This window comes from Clostridium sp. SHJSY1 (assembly GCF_031626875.1).
Taxonomy (GTDB): domain Bacteria; phylum Bacillota; class Clostridia; order Clostridiales; family Clostridiaceae; genus Clostridium.
Genome location: NZ_JANDMF010000006.1, coordinates 28,303 through 45,811 on the forward strand (window position 1 = coordinate 28,303; position 17,509 = coordinate 45,811).

Annotated in this window: 22 protein-coding genes; 3 read left to right on the top strand and 19 right to left on the bottom strand. The window is 28.9% G+C overall.

Going from position 1 to position 17,509, the window contains the following annotated elements; genetic code table 11:
- Nucleotides 1–218: 218 nt before the first annotated feature.
- From NNC19_RS05140 to NNC19_RS05225, 18 genes are all read right to left on the bottom strand, one after another.
- Complete coding sequence (locus NNC19_RS05140; RefSeq protein ID WP_310937550.1) at nucleotides 219–1,499, bottom strand: peptidoglycan DD-metalloendopeptidase family protein; 1,281 nt, start codon at nucleotides 1,497–1,499, stop codon at nucleotides 219–221.
- A 26-nt stretch (nucleotides 1,500–1,525) separates the two neighbouring features.
- The gene (locus tag NNC19_RS05145) at nucleotides 1,526–2,773 is read right to left on the bottom strand and encodes a TcaA 3rd/4th domain-containing protein (RefSeq protein WP_310937551.1); all 1,248 of its coding nucleotides are present in this window, start codon (nucleotides 2,771–2,773) and stop codon (nucleotides 1,526–1,528) included.
- Nucleotides 2,774–2,937: 164 nt separating this feature from the next.
- A complete protein-coding gene (locus NNC19_RS05150; protein ID WP_310937552.1) occupies nucleotides 2,938–3,279 on the bottom strand; it encodes a hypothetical protein in 342 nt (113 codons plus the stop codon).
- Between the two features lie 110 nt (nucleotides 3,280–3,389).
- Nucleotides 3,390–3,716 carry a phosphoribosyl-ATP diphosphatase gene (gene hisE, locus NNC19_RS05155; protein ID WP_310937553.1) on the bottom strand — a complete coding sequence of 109 codons (327 nt, stop codon included), beginning with the start codon at nucleotides 3,714–3,716 and terminating at the stop codon, nucleotides 3,390–3,392.
- Between the two features lie 8 nt (nucleotides 3,717–3,724).
- Nucleotides 3,725–4,060, bottom strand: coding sequence for a phosphoribosyl-AMP cyclohydrolase (gene hisI / locus NNC19_RS05160; RefSeq protein WP_310937554.1), 336 nt, complete (start codon nucleotides 4,058–4,060; stop codon nucleotides 3,725–3,727).
- A 10-nt stretch (nucleotides 4,061–4,070) separates the two neighbouring features.
- Complete coding sequence (gene hisF / locus NNC19_RS05165) at nucleotides 4,071–4,832, bottom strand: imidazole glycerol phosphate synthase subunit HisF (protein WP_310937555.1); 762 nt, start codon at nucleotides 4,830–4,832, stop codon at nucleotides 4,071–4,073.
- Complete coding sequence (hisA, locus tag NNC19_RS05170; protein WP_310937556.1) at nucleotides 4,832–5,554, bottom strand: 1-(5-phosphoribosyl)-5-[(5-phosphoribosylamino)methylideneamino]imidazole-4-carboxamide isomerase; 723 nt, start codon at nucleotides 5,552–5,554, stop codon at nucleotides 4,832–4,834. The genes hisF and hisA overlap by 1 nt, the downstream gene beginning before the upstream one ends.
- Nucleotides 5,551–6,162: an imidazole glycerol phosphate synthase subunit HisH gene (hisH, locus tag NNC19_RS05175; RefSeq protein WP_310937557.1), complete on the bottom strand. Its 612-nt coding sequence runs from the start codon at nucleotides 6,160–6,162 to the stop codon at nucleotides 5,551–5,553. Before hisH ends, hisA begins: the two co-directional genes overlap by 4 nt.
- Nucleotides 6,163–6,171: 9 nt before the next feature.
- The gene (gene hisB / locus NNC19_RS05180) at nucleotides 6,172–6,777 is read right to left on the bottom strand and encodes an imidazoleglycerol-phosphate dehydratase HisB (protein ID WP_396136398.1); all 606 of its coding nucleotides are present in this window, start codon (nucleotides 6,775–6,777) and stop codon (nucleotides 6,172–6,174) included.
- Nucleotides 6,764–7,816 (bottom strand): histidinol-phosphate transaminase, encoded by a 1,053-nt coding sequence (locus NNC19_RS05185; RefSeq protein ID WP_310937559.1) that lies wholly within the window; start codon nucleotides 7,814–7,816, stop codon nucleotides 6,764–6,766. Before NNC19_RS05185 ends, hisB begins: the two co-directional genes overlap by 14 nt.
- Nucleotides 7,816–9,102 (bottom strand): histidinol dehydrogenase, encoded by a 1,287-nt coding sequence (gene hisD / locus NNC19_RS05190; RefSeq protein ID WP_310937560.1) that lies wholly within the window; start codon nucleotides 9,100–9,102, stop codon nucleotides 7,816–7,818. The genes NNC19_RS05185 and hisD overlap by 1 nt, the downstream gene beginning before the upstream one ends.
- A gap of 34 nt (nucleotides 9,103–9,136) precedes the next feature.
- Nucleotides 9,137–9,766 (bottom strand): ATP phosphoribosyltransferase, encoded by a 630-nt coding sequence (hisG, locus tag NNC19_RS05195; RefSeq protein WP_310937561.1) that lies wholly within the window; start codon nucleotides 9,764–9,766, stop codon nucleotides 9,137–9,139.
- Entirely contained in the window at nucleotides 9,763–10,905 is a 1,143-nt protein-coding gene (gene hisZ, locus NNC19_RS05200) for an ATP phosphoribosyltransferase regulatory subunit (RefSeq protein ID WP_310937562.1), read from the bottom strand. Before hisZ ends, hisG begins: the two co-directional genes overlap by 4 nt.
- A gap of 183 nt (nucleotides 10,906–11,088) precedes the next feature.
- Nucleotides 11,089–11,526 carry an ACT domain-containing protein gene (locus NNC19_RS05205; RefSeq protein WP_310937563.1) on the bottom strand — a complete coding sequence of 146 codons (438 nt, stop codon included), beginning with the start codon at nucleotides 11,524–11,526 and terminating at the stop codon, nucleotides 11,089–11,091.
- Nucleotides 11,527–11,528: 2 nt separating this feature from the next.
- Complete coding sequence (gene thrB / locus NNC19_RS05210; RefSeq protein WP_310937564.1) at nucleotides 11,529–12,422, bottom strand: homoserine kinase; 894 nt, start codon at nucleotides 12,420–12,422, stop codon at nucleotides 11,529–11,531.
- An 8-nt stretch (nucleotides 12,423–12,430) separates the two neighbouring features.
- Nucleotides 12,431–13,885 carry a threonine synthase gene (thrC, locus tag NNC19_RS05215; protein ID WP_310937565.1) on the bottom strand — a complete coding sequence of 485 codons (1,455 nt, stop codon included), beginning with the start codon at nucleotides 13,883–13,885 and terminating at the stop codon, nucleotides 12,431–12,433.
- Between the two features lie 106 nt (nucleotides 13,886–13,991).
- The gene (locus NNC19_RS05220; RefSeq protein ID WP_310937566.1) at nucleotides 13,992–14,549 is read right to left on the bottom strand and encodes an NUDIX hydrolase; all 558 of its coding nucleotides are present in this window, start codon (nucleotides 14,547–14,549) and stop codon (nucleotides 13,992–13,994) included.
- Between the two features lie 12 nt (nucleotides 14,550–14,561).
- Nucleotides 14,562–15,491, bottom strand: a complete 930-nt coding sequence (locus tag NNC19_RS05225; protein WP_310937567.1) for a PD-(D/E)XK nuclease family protein — start codon at nucleotides 15,489–15,491, stop codon at nucleotides 14,562–14,564.
- A 191-nt stretch (nucleotides 15,492–15,682) separates the two neighbouring features.
- On the opposite strand from NNC19_RS05225, the gene NNC19_RS05230 reads away from it, so the two are divergent.
- The 3 genes from NNC19_RS05230 (at nucleotide 15,683) to NNC19_RS05240 (ending at nucleotide 17,027) form a co-directional block, all read left to right on the top strand.
- Nucleotides 15,683–15,883: a PspC domain-containing protein gene (locus NNC19_RS05230; protein WP_310937568.1), complete on the top strand. Its 201-nt coding sequence runs from the start codon at nucleotides 15,683–15,685 to the stop codon at nucleotides 15,881–15,883.
- A gap of 218 nt (nucleotides 15,884–16,101) precedes the next feature.
- Nucleotides 16,102–16,698, top strand: coding sequence for an ECF transporter S component (locus tag NNC19_RS05235; RefSeq protein WP_310937569.1), 597 nt, complete (start codon nucleotides 16,102–16,104; stop codon nucleotides 16,696–16,698).
- A 134-nt stretch (nucleotides 16,699–16,832) separates the two neighbouring features.
- Entirely contained in the window at nucleotides 16,833–17,027 is a 195-nt protein-coding gene (locus NNC19_RS05240) for an alpha/beta-type small acid-soluble spore protein (RefSeq protein WP_310937570.1), read from the top strand.
- 36 nt (nucleotides 17,028–17,063) lie between these two features.
- Here NNC19_RS05240 and NNC19_RS05245 read toward each other — a convergent pair whose 3' ends face one another.
- A complete protein-coding gene (locus tag NNC19_RS05245) occupies nucleotides 17,064–17,456 on the bottom strand; it encodes a hypothetical protein (protein WP_310937571.1) in 393 nt (130 codons plus the stop codon).
- Nucleotides 17,457–17,509: the final 53 nt, after the last annotated feature.

Below are 17,509 nucleotides of genomic sequence, written 5' to 3' on the forward strand. Positions count from 1 at the left end.
TTTTGTCTTATAATATATATAATAACTAATAATTTAGCCCATACAACTTATTTATTTATAATAATTAAGTTTATATAAACCCCACATTATGTTCATTTATCCCTTTCAAAAAATGAGCATAACCCTTTAGCCTGTACTTGTCTAAGTACAGGTTTTTATTTTTAAAAAAAGAAACTATCTTAAGAAATAATTAATAAGATAGTTTCTTTAACATAATTTTATTTTAAATATGAACTAGGATTTTGATGCTTACCATTAAGTCTTACTTCAAAATGTAAATGTGGACCAGTACTATTTCCTGTTGATCCAACCTTAGCAATCACATCTCCTCTAGTAACAGCTTGTCCATTGGATACTGAAATAGAATTACAATGAGCATATAATGTTTGAATCCCACTACCATGATCTATAATAACTGTATTACCATATCCACTTTGTACTCCTGCAAAAACAACCTTTCCACTTTTTGATGCATATATAGGTGAATTATTACCTGCTGCAATATCTATTCCTGTATGAAATCCATTAGTCCCAAAAATAGGATGCACTCTTGGCCCATATGGGCTTGATATAGGTCCATTAGCTGGCATTAAGAATGCTTCTCCACTAGAAATATTATTCTCAACATTGATTTTATTATTAATATTATTAAAAAGATTATCAATCTGTCCTTGCAAATTATTATTATAAGAATTTAAATCTCCTATTTTTTCTTGAATTTCTTTCTCCTCATCACTTAATGAATTTAGAATATTTTGTTTTTCATCTTCTAGTATTTTCAATTCATTCATCTGAGCTTCATATATATTTTTCTCCTCAATATGACTCTTTTGAATTTGAACTTGTTCCTTTTGTAATACTTCTATTTGTTCTTTTTCTTTATTAAGCTTGTCCGTCTCTTCTTGTATTGATTCCTTTTCTTTCTCAACAATTTGTTTTATTTCTTTTGATACATTTATTAGCTTACTATCCATCTCAACCAACTTATTTATAGTATTGATATTGCTTATTAAGTTAACAAAACCGTCACTTTGTAAGATTGTATAAATAATTTGAGTTGATATATTATTTTTATAATAATTTCTAAGTCTATTCCCTAATAGATTTTCTGTTTGTTCCATTTCATTTTCTTTACTTTCTATTAGTAACACTTTTTCTCTAATTATATCATTATTATTTTTTATATTATTTTCATAATCGTTTATTTTATTTTTCAATTCATCTATTTTACTTTGAAATGATTCAATATTTTTATTTGCATCAACCAACTTATTATTTTTTTCATTTATCCTATTTAAAATTAAATCTAAATTCTTATTTGCAGTTTTCTTTTCCTCATTAAGATCATTTTTTTGTTTTTCTAAAGCATCAATTTGTCGTTTATTATTTTCTATTTCACTTTGTAAACTTGAACCATTAGCTGCAAAAACGACTTGTGAAATTACCATAGTATTAAACATAATTGTCATTATGATAACTTTAATAACGTTTTTCATCATTAGTATATTTCCCACCTTTTTATTATTTACAAACTAAAGTTTTCCACATCCTCTATACTCCATTTATCATTACCATAAATAAACTTTGTAAGAAACATCTTTGAAGAACTACTTTCCCCCACGCCAATTCCTAAAAAACTTTTCTTGATTTTATAATTAACATTAACAACCAATGTTGCCTTATAAGCACCTTCCTTATAATCGAATTTACTTTTACTGTCATCTATATTTATATTGCTAATTTCATATTTATCATCTAATAAGAAATATTTTTTTTGCAGTACATCATATATCTTATCTTTTGCCTCTTTTGTTGCTTCTTCAATAACTTCTTTCTTTTTTTCATTTAATGCTTTAAATACACTATTATAAAACTTATCTGAAACTTCTTCTACCGCAGATTTCACCTTATCATTTTCCATATTAATATCTAAATTTATATTAGGAGTGCCAGAAACATGTACCTCTTCACTTTTAATCTTTCCCCAAGGAAAATCATTTTCGATATTTATAGACATAGAACCATCTGTAGGAAATGGCCCCAATTCTTTCCCATCCTTTACTTTAGAATCTGTACTTTTTCCATTTACATATATTTCACTATCTTTATATTTTGAATCAACTTTCACCTTTATCGCTGAGAAATCAATATTTACATTATCATCTTTCATAAGAACTATTTCTTTTGAAGTTTCTATATTACCAAATTCGCTTTCTAATTTTCCTCCAACAGAATACATTCCTGGAATGAGCTTCTCAAATGCCCCTCCCCCATTAATATATTCTTTTTTATCAACAGTAAATACTCCTTCATTAAAATTACTTGCTACCTGTAGTTTATATGTATTTAATCCAATATAATAATCTGTTCCAAATAATGATTTTTTTGATTCTAAATTAAAAGCTTCTGTTTTTCCTGAACTTTTTAAGGCTCTTACTACACTATCACTTCTAGAAGAATCCGCCTTATAATAAGCTATTAAAGGTTCTAACTTTTCATTGTTTACTTTTTTACCTTCTAGTCTAACTATTTTACTAAGCTTACTAGTATCCCCTTCTTTTAATGCTATACCCAGTTTTCCTATCACTCTATCTTTAGTGCTATTAACACTTCCAACAAAATAACCTCCCATTAAAAACATTCCAAGTAAAATTATTAATGAAAGTTTCCATCTTTTTCTTATAACTTTTGCTATACCACTATTTTTAATTATATTGATGAACTTAAAAAAATAATACAAGAATTTATTTCTCAAATTCACTAATTCATCCATAAAATCTTCTCCTTTTACTAACTATATAATGATATTATTAGATATTTTAATTTTAGTTTGGAATCAAAAAAATAACAAGGCTTTTAAGCCAAAGTGTTTATAGAATATGACACCAACAAAGAAATCCTTCTGCAAACATTGTAATATCTGCAAAAGGATTATCATTATTCTAATATATCTATTATCCATTTTCCACAATCAACACATTTATACACTCTTATAACAAAAAGATCTAAATCTTCTTTTTTTAATGTATTGTTAAACATGTCTAATTCTTCTTTAGTAATAAATTCATCATCTTTATTTATGTATCCATGAATTTGAATAAAATAATTATCTTTACTCTTTCCACAACACTCATTTTTTTCAGTTACAGCAATTTTTTCATAATGCAACTTAGGTTCTAATTCCTTTATTATAGGAATTATATCTTCATATTCACTTAAATCGTCAAGAAAGTCCTCAGCATAAAATGATATTTCCTTAATTTTAAATAGCTCCTTCATACAAAGCTCCTTTCAAAATTCCATTGTTGCCTTATTATAACACTTTCAAATGGTAATTAACAATTATATTTTTTTCCTATATTAATTATACCTTAACTTTAGCATTTTAATCAAAGATTTTCAATTTCTTTTCTTTCTCCCTTAAAGTTATTAATTTTACTCTCTCTTTTAATTAGTTCTTCTTCCACCATTTCAACAGGTATATCTAATTCAGCCATTAATACTAAAAGATGATATGTTAAATCACAAATTTCATTCACCTGATCAACTTTATTTTCTGAAAGGCTGCTTATTACAACTTCAGTTGCTTCCTCTCCAACTTTTTTTAGTATTTTCTCTTTGCCTTTATTAAATAGGTAAACAGTATACGACCCTTCTTCTCCACCCTTTTTTCTATCTAAAATAGTTGAATACAATTCTTTTATTACACTACTCATTTTCCCTCCTATAACTCTCTATAAAAGCAGCTTCTACTCCCAGTATGACATGCAGCTCCTATTTGTTCTACTAAAAGCAGTATGGTATCATTATCACAATCTATCCTAATTTCTTTCACATATTGATAATGTCCAGATGTTGCTCCCTTATTCCAAAGCTCATTTCTACTTCTGCTATAATAGCAAGCTGTTTCACCTTCCAAAGTTTTAATTAAACTTTCTTTTGACATATAAGCAAGCATTAAAACTTCACTGCTATTAAAATCTTGAACAATAGCTGGAACTAACCCATCACCTTTTTCAAAATCAACCTTTTCTACTCTTTTTATTATTTCTTCCTTCATAATTCCTCCATTATAACCTTACAGGAATATCTCTATCTTTTAAATATTTCTTTACTTCTTCTATTGTAAGTTCACCATAGTGGAATAATGATGCTGCTAGTGCTGCATCTGCTACTTTCTCATTAAACACCTCGTAAAAATGTTCAAGACTTCCACATCCCCCTGATGCAATTACAGGTACATTAATAATATTTGATACAGCCTTATTAAGTTCTATATCAAAGCCCTGTTTAGTCCCATCTGAATTCATAGAAGTCAACAAAATCTCTCCTGCTCCAAGTTTAACTCCCTCTTCTATCCACTTTAATGCATCTAATCCAGTATCTATTCTTCCACCATTTATCACAACATTCCATCCTGAATTATCTTCTCTTTTTTTTGCATCTACAGCCAAAACTATACACTGATTTCCAAAAGTAAAAGCACTTTCTTTGATTAGATTTTTATCTCTAACAGCAGCTGAATTCAAACTAATTTTATCTGCACCAGCTCTTAAAATAGTCTTTATATCTTCTAAACTTCTTAATCCTCCACCTACTGTAAATGGAATAAATATTTTTTCAGCTACTCTTTCAACTACTTGCTTCATTATTCCTCTATCTTCATGTGTAGCAGTAATATCTAAAAATACAAGTTCATCTGCACCTTGTTTATAATAATGTTCTGCAAATGCCACAGGATCACCTATTTCTTTTATATCAACAAAGTTCACCCCTTTAACAACTTTACCAGCTTTAACATCTAAACAAGGAATAATTCTCTTTGTATGCATTATACTTCCCCTTTCGTAAGTTTTATAGCTTCCTCTAGAGATAAAGTTTTTGCATATATAGCTTTTCCAGTTATAGCTCCATATAAATTCATATCATTTATTGTTTTTATATTGCCTATATCTCTTATTCCTCCTGATGCAGTAATATTAATATTCACTTCATTTTTTAGAGCATTTAACATTTCCACATTAGGTCCTTGTAATGTACCATCTTTACTTATATCAGTAACTATTATATTTTTAACTCCACAAGATTGAAGCTTCTTGGCAAAATCTATATAATATAGAGAACTTCCTTCAAGCCAACCTCTACCATAAACATATCCATCTTTACAATCTATTCCTACAGCTATTTTATCTTGAAAGCTATCTATTGCTTTTTTTAAAAGTCCTTCATCTTCCATTGCACTAGTACCAAGTATAACTCTTGACACTCCATTTTCAATTAAATATTTTATATCATCAAAAGTTCTAATTCCTCCACCTACTTCTACTGGGATACTTAATTTCTTAGCAACTTCTATAACAACTTCTTCATTAATTAATTTTCCAGCCTTAGCCCCATCTAAATCTACTAAATGAACATACTCAGCTCCTGCATTTTGAAAAGATTTAGCAGTTTCTAATATATCATCTGCTACTATTTCTTTTTTATTATAGTCACCTTGATAAAGTCTAACTGGTTTACCATCTATTATGTCTATAGCAGGTATAATTATCATAAAACCATCTCCTTAAAGTTTCTAAGAATTTTAAGTCCATCTTCTCCACTTTTTTCTGGATGAAATTGTGCTCCCATAACATTTTTTCTTCGTACAAGCCCTGGAATTTTAAGATTTCCATAGGTTGAATAGCCTACTAAATCTTCCTCTCTATAATTCTGAGCATAATACGAATGAACATAATATACATATGAATTTTCTTCTATTCCATCTACTAATAAATCTTCTCTATATTTTTCAAGGTTGTTCCATCCTATGTGTGGAATTTTTTCATTAGGTTCTACCATTTTTCTTACTTCTCCTTTAAGAAGTCCTAATCCATTTGTTTCTTCAACTTCAAAACCTTTTTCAAATAGTACTTGCATTCCAAGACATATACCAAGTAGCGTTTTTCCTTTTTCAACTTCCTCCTTTATAACATTACAAAGTCCAGTTCTTTTAAGATTATCCATACAATCTTTAAAAGCTCCCACCCCTGGCAATACTAATGCATCAGCTTTTCTTAATTCTTCAATATCAGAAGATATCTTAGCTTCACATTCTATATATTTAAATGCATTATAAACACTTTTTAAATTTCCCATTCCATAATCTATAATTACTATCATAACTACCTCCTACAACATACCTTTGGTGGAAGGTAGCACCATATTATTTATATCTATTTCTTTTGCTTCTCTCAAAGCTCTTCCTGTTGCCTTAAATAAGGCTTCTACTTTGTGATGATCATTTTCTCCATAAATAACTCTTTCATGAAGTGTTATCTCTGCATTAGAAGAAAATGCCCTAAAAAACTCCTTTACCATTTCTGTAGAGAAGTTTCCTATACTTTCTCTTTTAAAATCACACTGAAATATCAAAAAACTTCTCCCACTTATATCTAGAGAAACCTGTGCTAAAGCTTCATCCATTGGAATGAAAAATGTGCCATATCTTTTTATTCCTTTCTTGTCTCCTAAAGCCTTTAAAAATGCTTTTCCCATTAAAATTCCTATATCTTCTACTAGATGATGATCACACACCTCTAAATCCCCCTTAGCTTTAATTTCCAAATCAAAGCCTCCATGAAAAGCCATTAAATTCAGCATATGATTAAAGAACCCCACTCCAGTTTCAATAGATGTTTTTCCAGATCCATCAATGTTTAAGGTTATCTTTATCTGTGTTTCTTTTGTATTTCTTTCTAAGGTTACTATTCTTTCATCCACCTTATTCCCCTCCATATACAAATATTTTCCTCAAACTTTGCAAAAGCCTACTATTTTCAAAAGGTGATCCAATAGTGATTCTAAAACTATCATCTTCAAAGCTTCTTATGTTAATGCAATTCATTCTTAAGCCAGTAAGCAATGCTTCTTTATATGGAGTTCTTCCAAAAATATAATTAGCTTTAGATTTAAAAAATTCTACCTCTAACACAGCTTCTTTTTCTATATTTTTCAACTTACTATAAAGTTTTTCTCTTTCCTCTACTATTTTTTTGCTATCTTCCTTAACTCTAGTTTGATTAGTTAATGCAACTTCTGCAACAGCAAGTGAAAGTGAACTAATACTATATGGTACCTTGCTTTCATTAAATTTTTTAATATTATCTTCACTTGAAATTAAAAATCCTATTCTAAGCGCTGCAAGTCCCCATGCTTTTGACAATGTTCTTGTAACTATTAAATTTTTATATTTATTTACTTCTCCTACTACACTTTCTCCATAAAATTCATAATACGCCTCATCTATAACAACATATATATTAGGAAAAGCTTCCACAACTCTTTTTACTTCATCTAAGCTAAATGCATATCCAGTTGGATTATTCGGATTAGAAAACATAACTAAATCCACATTCTCCTTTTTCCCAAGTTCTATCAACTTATCAATATCTACAAATCCATTTCTATCACTATGATATTTTATAATTTTGCCATTTTGTATAGATACATAGTAATCATACATAGTAAAGTCTGGTGATACTGTTAATAGTTTTTTATTTTCTCCAATTACCATACTAATTATTAATCCCAGCATTTCATCTGAACCATTACCGACTACTATATTATCTTTAGTTATTTCCTCTCCAATATATATAGAATATAATTCTTTAATTTTTACATTTTCATTATCAGGATACCTATTAAAATCAACCTTTCCAAATGAACTTTTCATCATTCCAAGCATTTCTTGCTCTATTCCTAAATAGCTTTCATTACCATTTAGATTTATTTCATTATCACCTCTTAAACTTATATAAGAATTTATTTCTTTCATTACCTTATCCTCACTTTCACAGAATTTGCGTGTGCGGTAAGTCCTTCCTTGTTCGCTATATTAATTATCTTTTCCCCATCTTCTTTTATAGCTTCTTCTGAATAATATAAAAATGATGATTTTTTAATAAAACTATCTACTGAAAGTGCTGAAAAAAACTTTGCAGTACTATTTGTAGGTAATACATGATTTGTTCCCCCAAAGTAATCGCCTATGGGTTCTGGTGTATTATATCCAAGAAATACAGATCCAGCACTCTTTACTTTTCCCAAATGCTCCATAGAGTTTTCAACCATTAATTCCAAATGCTCAGGCGCTATTTTATTTGAAACTTCTATACATTCATCAATACTCTTGCATATAATAATTTTCCCATAATTAGTTAAAGACTCTTTAATTATTTCTTTTCTTGAAAGACCTTTAATTTGTTTTTCTAATTCTAAATTAACATCTTCATATAATTTGCTAGATGTAGTAACTAATATAGAAGAAGCTAACTTATCATGTTCCGCTTGTGACATTAAATCTGCAGCTATATAACTTGCACTTGCTCCTTCATCAGCTATTATAAGAATTTCACTTGGACCAGCAATCATATCTATATCAACTTTTCCAAACACAAGTTTTTTAGCTGTAGCCACAAATATATTGCCTGGGCCAACTATTTTATCTACCTTAGGAATACTCTCTGTTCCATAAGCTAATGCAGCTATAGCTTGTGCACCCCCAACTTTATATATATTCCTAATACCAGAAATTTTAGCTGCAACTCCTATATATGAATCTATCTTTCCTTCTTTATTTGGAGGGGTTACCATAACTATTTCTTCTACTCCAGCCACCTTAGCTGGTATTACATTCATTAATACCGATGATGGATATGCTGCAGTACCACCAGGTACATACACTCCTACTGAATCTAAAGGCAATACTCTTTGTCCTAAAAATACTCCCCTTTCTTTATTCAATATAAAACCGCTTCCTTTTTGAGCTTTGTGATAATATTCTATATTTCTTTTTGCTTCACTAAGATTATTAATAAACTCCTTATCTACTGAGTTAAAACACTCTTCCAATTCTTCTTCACTTACTTTAAAATTTTCTAATTTTACATTATCAAATTTTTCAGTATATTCCTTTATTGCACTATCTCCTCTTAATCTAATATCCTTTAATATTTTTGATACAGTATCTAATATTTCTTGGCTTTCACTGTTTTCTCTATCCTCTAAATCTTTAATAAGAAGCTTCCATCCTTTTTCCTCTAAATTGAAAAGTTTTAACATTTTCTATTCCACCTTTACCTATTGCTTATTGCTATTACTCACTTAATACATTTCTTATTCTTTCTATAAATGACTCTATTTCTCTTTTTTTTATTTTAAAACTTGCTTTATTAACTATTACTCTAGCACTAATATCGCAAATTGTATCATATACTACTAACCCATTTTCTTTAAGAGTAGTTCCTGTTTCCATAATATCAACAATAGCATCACATAACCCTAAAATGGGAGCTAATTCAACTGATCCTTCAATTTTTATTATTTCAACATCCATACCTTTTTTCTTGAAATACTCTTTTGCTACGGTTGGATACTTTGTTCCTATTTTTATATGCCCAATTTTCTTTAGAAATTCATTTTTAGGTAATGAAGCAACAATAAATTTGCATTTACCTAAACCTAAGTCTAATACTTCATAATAGTCGTTACCCGATTCTAATAATGTGTCTTTGCCGACTACCCCAATGTCTGCAACCCCATGTTCTACATAAGTTATCGAATCTGCAGCCTTAACTAAAAAATATTTAATTTCTTCCTTAGTATCACTAAATACCAACTTTCTACCTTTGTCTTTTAATTCTTCTGTACCAAAATTTGCTTTATCAAGTAATTTAACAGTTTCTTTTTCCAATCTTCCTTTAGTTAATGCTATACTTATACTCATCTATTATTACCTCCTTCCTGAACATTAATTCGATTTTCATTTGGATTACAAATCATATTTACTACAAAACCTTGCTTTCTTAATTCTTCTGCTTTTTTGAAAGCTTCTATTTCAAATTTTTTTCCATAACAAAGTTTATATGATTGCTTTTGTTCAATTTTTTTATCCTTCATAATATCCATTACAGAATCAAGATTTATTGAAAAACCTACTGCTTTTCTATCTTCTCCAAAATATGAAATTAAATTATCATACCTCCCCCCACTTAAAACAGTAACACCAACCCCTTCAACATAACCTCTGAAAATTATTCCAGTATAATAATCAAGTCTTGGTACCATTCCCAAATCATAAGTTACCATATCTCCATATCCAAGTTCATATAATACTTCTGAAAGCTTTTCTAAATACTCTATACTATTTTTAACTTCATCATTAAAACAATATTTTTTACCTTTCTCTAAGACTTCTTTGCCCCCAAAAAGCCAAGGAACCTTTTTAAAGAATTCTTTATAATTATCTTCCACTTCTAAATAATCTAAATATTCATCTAGTTCTTTTAAACTTTTTCTATCAATAAGTTCTGCTAATTTTATTCTATCTTCATCTCCTAAATTCAATTCTTTAATTGCCGAATTAAAGAAATTTATATTTCCCACTTCTAGTTTATAATCACTTACTTGTAAGACTTTTAAAACATCTAAAGCTGTAACTAAAATCTCTAAGTCTGAAAATTTATCTTCTGTTCCAACAAGTTCAACCCCACAGTCAGTGTATTCATTTTTTTTACCACCTAAACTTTCATGTACTCTATACACATTTGAACTATACCTGAATCTTATTGGTCCTGGAATATCTTTAAATTTAGTTGCAACTACCCTTGCTATTGGAATAGTCATATCAGGCCTTAATACTAATATTTTTCCTCTGTTATCAAAAAACTTATAAACTTCTTCTTCTCTTAAGTTCTGAAATCCTGAATTGAAAGTCTCATAAAACTCTATTGTTGGTGTTACAACTTCTTTGTACCCCCATTTGTCCAGAATCTCCTCAATATCCATTTGTAATTTCTTTTTTATGGCACATTCACCTAAAACCAAGTCTCTTGTACCTTCTGGTGTTATATATTTTTTTGTCATAGCCCCCTCCTTACTTTATCAATTTAACACGCTAAATCGATAAATTATATTTTAATATTAATATATGTATTTATTACTGTCAATACTAACTTTTGTTAAATTCTATAAAAAAATTCATTTGCTTAAATTAATTTATTTATAAAAAAAAGAGTGAAATCACAATTTCACTCTAAAAATATATTGCTATTCCATAGCAATAAATTCCACCTTTTCCACTCTATCTAGTCTTGACAAATCTTGTACTAATGTTTTTATATCTCCATCTAGATTATTTATATCAATAGTTAAAGTAACATATGCATACCCATTCAATGGTATTCCTTGATTTATAGTTAATATACTACCACCAACGCTTGATATATAATTTAATATAGTAGATAACACTCCAGTTTGATCTATTATCATAATATTAAATGTAGCCTTCTGTCCTCTTGGACTTTCAGAAAATTCAAAGACAAAATCTTTATATTTATAGTATACACTTCTACTAACTCCTGCTAACTTTGTAGCTTCTGTTACTTCCTTAACTTTACCTTCTTTTAATAATTTTTTCGCTTTTACAACTTTTTCATATACTTCTGGTAAAACTCTTTTATCTATTACAAAAAAATTCCCTTTCATTTCTAATCACCCTCTAGTACTATTGCCCCTACTTTATCAACTGATAATTCATATACATCCCACTCTAATCCCTTTATCTTTAAAAATTCTTTAATTTTATCACTAAATCCTATATTTTCTTTTAAAGATATAGCCATAATAGTAGGCCCTGCACCACTTAAATACGAAGCTATTCCTTCTAACCTAAAAACTTCTTTCTTTACTTCATCGAAACCTCTTATAAGATTACTCCTATATTTTTCATGAAATGAATCTTTACAAGCATATTTAAGCAATTCTAGATTTTCATTTGATATTGCTGCAACTAATAAAGACGCTCTTCCTACATTGTAAATTCCATCTTTTAATGATATCTCTTTAGGTAAAACACTTCTTGCTTCACTAGTGGAAAGTCTAAAATTAGGTATTATAGAAACAAACCTTATTTTATCACAAACATTTATCTTTTGATGGTATACTTTTTCATCTTCCATTATAGCAACAATCATATCCCCAAACACTGCTGGCGCAACATTGTCTGGATGACCTTCAATTTCAACAGCCATCTGAAGTATTTCATCTTTAGAAAACTTTCTCCCCAAAAGTTCATTAGCTCCAACTAGTCCCCCAACTATACAGCTTGAGCTACTTCCAAGTCCTCTAGATACAGGTACCGCCTGTTTTAATGCTGATATTTCTATTCCTTTAGGTTTATATCCACCTTTATTAAAACACTTCATCATAGCTTGATAAATTATATTTTCTTTATTGCAGAATTCCTCTGGAACTCCTTTAAAACTTAACCCATCTTCAATCTCTCTAAATCCAAATATATTATAAAGATTTAAAGCAACTCCTAACGAATCAAACCCTGGCCCCATGTTCGCTGAAGTAGCTGGCACTCTTACCTTTATCATATTAATCCCTACTTTAAATAAGATAAGAGAGCTTTTTCCATCTCATCTTTATCCCATACTTCATTGTGTAAAATTTTCTTTTTCTCTAGCCCAACTAAATTTTCAGGAATTTCTACCTTTGTTTCTTCAAATAACTTATTTAATACTTCAAAGTCATTTAATCCACTAATATCAATATCTAGTGAAGAACAAATGCTTCTCGGAAATTTATATGGACTTGCCGTTGATACAATCAATGACTGTCTATTATCTCCTGTTTCCTTCACATATTTTTTATAAACTACTTCTGCTACCGCAGTATGTGTATCTATTAGATACCCCTCATTTTTATAAATATTACTTATTGCTTTTGAAACTTCTTCTTTTTCTGCAAAATTCCCATAAAAATTCCCCATGAATTTGCTTATTTTTTCAGAAACTTTATAAACACCTTCCCCCATTAAGGAATCCATAAGTTTTTTTATTTCTTGTCCATCTCGCCCACTACCTTCAAATAATAATCTTTCTAAATTGGAAGATACTAAAATATCCATAGATGGAGATTCTGTCAAGATAAGTTCTCTTCTCTTATCATATACTCCACTTTGAAAGAAATCTGACAATACTTTGTTTTCATTTGATGCGCAAATAAATTTATGTACTGGTAGCCCCATTCTTTTCGCATAATATGATGCTAATATATTACCAAAATTCCCTGTAGGCACTACTACATTTATTTCTTGCCCCATTTCAATTTTGCCTTGGTTAACTAACTCAAAATAACCATAGAAATAATACACTATTTGTGGTACAAGTCTCCCTATATTTATTGAGTTTGCTGAAGATAAAAGATAGCCCTTTTTCTTTAATTCTTCTTTAAACTTTTCATCTCCAAATATTTCTTTAACCCCTGTTTGTGCGTTATCAAAATCACCTGTAATTGCAAACACCTTAACATTACTTCCTTCTTGTGTTGCCATTTGTCTTTCTTGAATAGCACTTACTCCATTTTTAGGATAGTAGACCACTACTTTAAATTCATCTACATCACTAAACCCTTCAAGAGCAGCTTTACCAGTATCCCCTGAAGTAGCAGCTAGTATAACTATATCTTCTTTTATAGTTAAAGTCTTCTTTGCTCTTTTCATAATTTGAGGAAGAAATAATAATGCAGCATCCTTAAACGCACTAGTTGGCCCATGGTACAATTCTAGAAATTCCTTATTTACCTCAACCTTAAAACGATTTTTATATGCATCATTAATTGCATCTCTTAATTCTGTTTCATCAATATCAGTGAAATATTCCTTTATTATATTAAAGGCTAGTTCTTCATATGATAATTGATTATTTTCTTTTAATGCATCAAACAAGTTTGGAAAAGATTCTGGAACATATAGCCCTCCATCACTAGCTATACCTCGAATAATAGCCTCAGCTGATGTCACTCCTTTTTCTAATCCTCTTGTACTTTGAAATTTCATTTTATCACCCCAAGTATATAATTATGTAAAAATTTCTTTTTTTATTATATCATGTTCTCCCAACAAAAACAAGTGTTTTTATCAAGAGAACATCACCTTTTAATATTTATTCTAAACTTAATAAAACCAATGCTCCTTTTATAGATACATTATGTTCTTTTACAAACTTTTTTGCATCACTTATTTTTAATTTAAACACTTCAATATCTTCATCATCTTCTGTATGTTCATTTGTTATTTCTCCTTCAACTATCATTTTTACAATAGCTGTAGTCTCATCTGATAATCCTACAGAAGTATAACTTGGCTTAAGATACAATTCATAACTTTTTGCTATTAAACCAGTTTCTTCATATAATTCCCTTTTTGCAGCTACTTCTATACTTTCACCTTTATCTACTATTCCTGCTGGAAGCTCATACAAATAATCAGATATAGCTGGTCTATATTGTTTAAGCATTACTACTTCCCCTTCTTCAGTAATAGGAATTATCATAACTCCATCACAAACAGTATGATCTTTAGTTACACAACTTAATTTTCTTCTTTCTCTTCTGCTAGCAACAAAATAATCTTTTGGAGTTCCTTTTCTATTTATTAGCTTTAATTTATACATATTTAAAAATTTATTATTTGTTAACTGAACAATATCTATTAATCTCATATTAATCTCCTCCTAATTTATGCATAATCTTCTAAATTTACATTTCCTACACTTATTTAAATTTTCACTCATCAAAAAATTTTCTTTAGTTATTGGTTTATTTTGAAGTTTATCTTCTAAAAAAGCATCAATAACATTTAAATCCATTCTTATTCTATATTTTATATATTCAATATCATCAATATTAAATATATACTCAACATTTTCACCTGATAGTAGATATTCTATTCTTCCTATAATTTTATCTAAATTAACTCCATACCTCTCCATAACATATATTGCATAAACCATTAACTGCTCTTTATCTTGTTCTCCAATCTTACCAGTTTTCCAATCCACAATAATGTAATTGCCATTTTCATCTATATACAACAAATCTATAAGTGCATAAACTTTTATACCAGAAACAAAAATAGAATCAAACTTTCCCTCATCAACTTCCAAAATCTTTTTTTCTGTATTTTTAATATCATTATAGGACTTAGAACTTATTAAAGCACTAGTACATATTTCAATTCTTTCTTTTATTTCTTTTACAACCTCTTCTCTAAGCCCTTCTTCATAATAATATTCTTGAAGCATCTCTCCTTTAGGATATTCATCCCATTCTCCAGTTTTAACTTTTTCTATACTGGCCTTCACTTCAGAATTAAGCTTATTTCTCATATATACTTTCATTTGCTCTACACTAATTTTATTCTCATTATCTTTAATTTGATATTTTATAATTTCATGAAGTTTATCACCAAACATAAGCCATATATTAGTTAACTTTTTCAATCTCCAAGAAATTTTTTGTTCATCTCCTGATTCATATATCCAGCCTTTATGTGAACCATAGTATGTGTAATAATATTCTCTAAGACAATTTTGAAGCACTTTCATTTTTGATATACTCCAAGATTTTTCAGGATAGTCTCCCACTTTGTACCAATCGCCCATGACACCCCTCCTATTTCTCACAATTATCTTATACTATCATTATATATCTATTTTCACAAAATACCTAAAATATAATTAATCTTAATATCATCTTAATTTTTTATTATATTGTAATTATTAGCTATACTTTTTATAATACTCGCTTATAATTATATTGTTAAGTTTTTTAGTTTTAGGGGGGACTAACATTTATGGATTCAAAAAAAAGATTATACAAAAATACATCTGAGCAAAAGGTTTTTGGAGTATGTGCAGGGTTAGCAGAATATTTTGATACTGATGTTACACTAATAAGAATTTTATGGATTTTGGTTTTGTGTATGGGATGGGGATTTATTGCATATATTGCATGTGCTTTAGTTATGCCTGATAAAAGAGATATTATTAAATAATATAAATTAAAGGATTGATTTTCAAGAACAAATTCACTTGAAAATCAATCCTTTATAATTTTAAGAAAATTCTATTATTAATTATGTTAATTGATAATTTTTTAATTAATGATAAAATAATATTTGTCAGCATTTTAACAAAGCTGAACTTTAAATCTATATTTAAGAGTTTCCGAATTATGTCTATTAGATAAAAGAATAAGAACGGAGGAAATTTAATGGAAAATCATAAAAAAAGTTTTTTTGAAGTTAGACAATTAGCCACAATAGGGATGTTATCTAGCATCTCCATATTTATGGGATTAACAGGAATAGGCTTTATACCACTTCCTTTCATGAAAGCTACAATCATGCATATACCAGTAATAATAGGCGCTATTATTGAAGGTCCTATTGTAGGTGCTGCTGTTGGATTAGTTTTTGGATTATTTTCAATATACCAAAATATAACTGCACCAACCCTTTTATCACCAGTATTTATGAATCCTATAGTTGCTATAATACCAAGAGTATTGATTGGAATTATATCTTATTATATATATAAATTTATAAAGAATAAATTTAATAACTCAATAGCTGCTTATGGATTTGCTGCTGCTGCTGGTACAATTACTAACACAGTTGGTGTGCTTGGTTTAACTTTTTTACTATTTCGTAATCAATATGCATCACTAAAAAACTTGAGTCCTGAAGCAGTTGCTGGAACACTTGGCACCATAATTCTTACTAATGGTCTTCCAGAGTGTATTATTTCAATACTTATTATAATTCCTGTAGCAACTGGATTATTCAAAGTATATAGACACAGAAAATAATCCATAATATAGTTTGTACATTTTTCCTCTTTTACCTACTAAATTATAGTTTATATTTTTTTCATTTACACACAATAATAGTGCAAAGCAGAAATGCTTAGCAAATAAATAGCTCGCTAGAGGAGGAATTTAAAATGTCACAAAATTACAACAAAGCATTAGTTCCAGAAGCTAAGAACGGATTATCAAAATTCAAAAACGAAGTTGCAAGTGAAATGGGAGTTCCTTTCACTGAGTACAACGGAAATCTTTCTTCAAAACAATGTGGTAGTGTTGGTGGAGAAATGGTTAAAAGAATGGTTAAACAATACGAAAACGAAATAAAATAATTAAGAGGTCACGGATCAAACCGTGACCTTTCATTATTATGTCCATTCAACCTCAACATTAGATAGTAGCTGCACAATTCCTCTATCATATACATTCAAATTAATTTTTTCTTTTAACAACTCTGAAATCAATTCATTTTTTTCATCTTCAAATATATCAGAATTCCTTATGCTTGTAATTAGATTATCCATATTATAAATTTGACATTCACCTTCATCTACACCAAAAATCACCCCTGCATCTTTCATATCTTGTTCTTGATACATATCAAACATAGAATTTTTTTTTGGCTTTTCTGAAAGCTTTAAAATATTTTCTAAATCATAAGAATCTACAGCTGATACTGCTTCATCAAGCTCAGCGAATCCTTGCATTTCACCTATAGGATTAACTACTACATAATTATTAAATGCAGTTACATAATTCATAAAAATTCCTCCTTAACACTAACACAATCAATTCCCATAAGAAAGCTGATTTT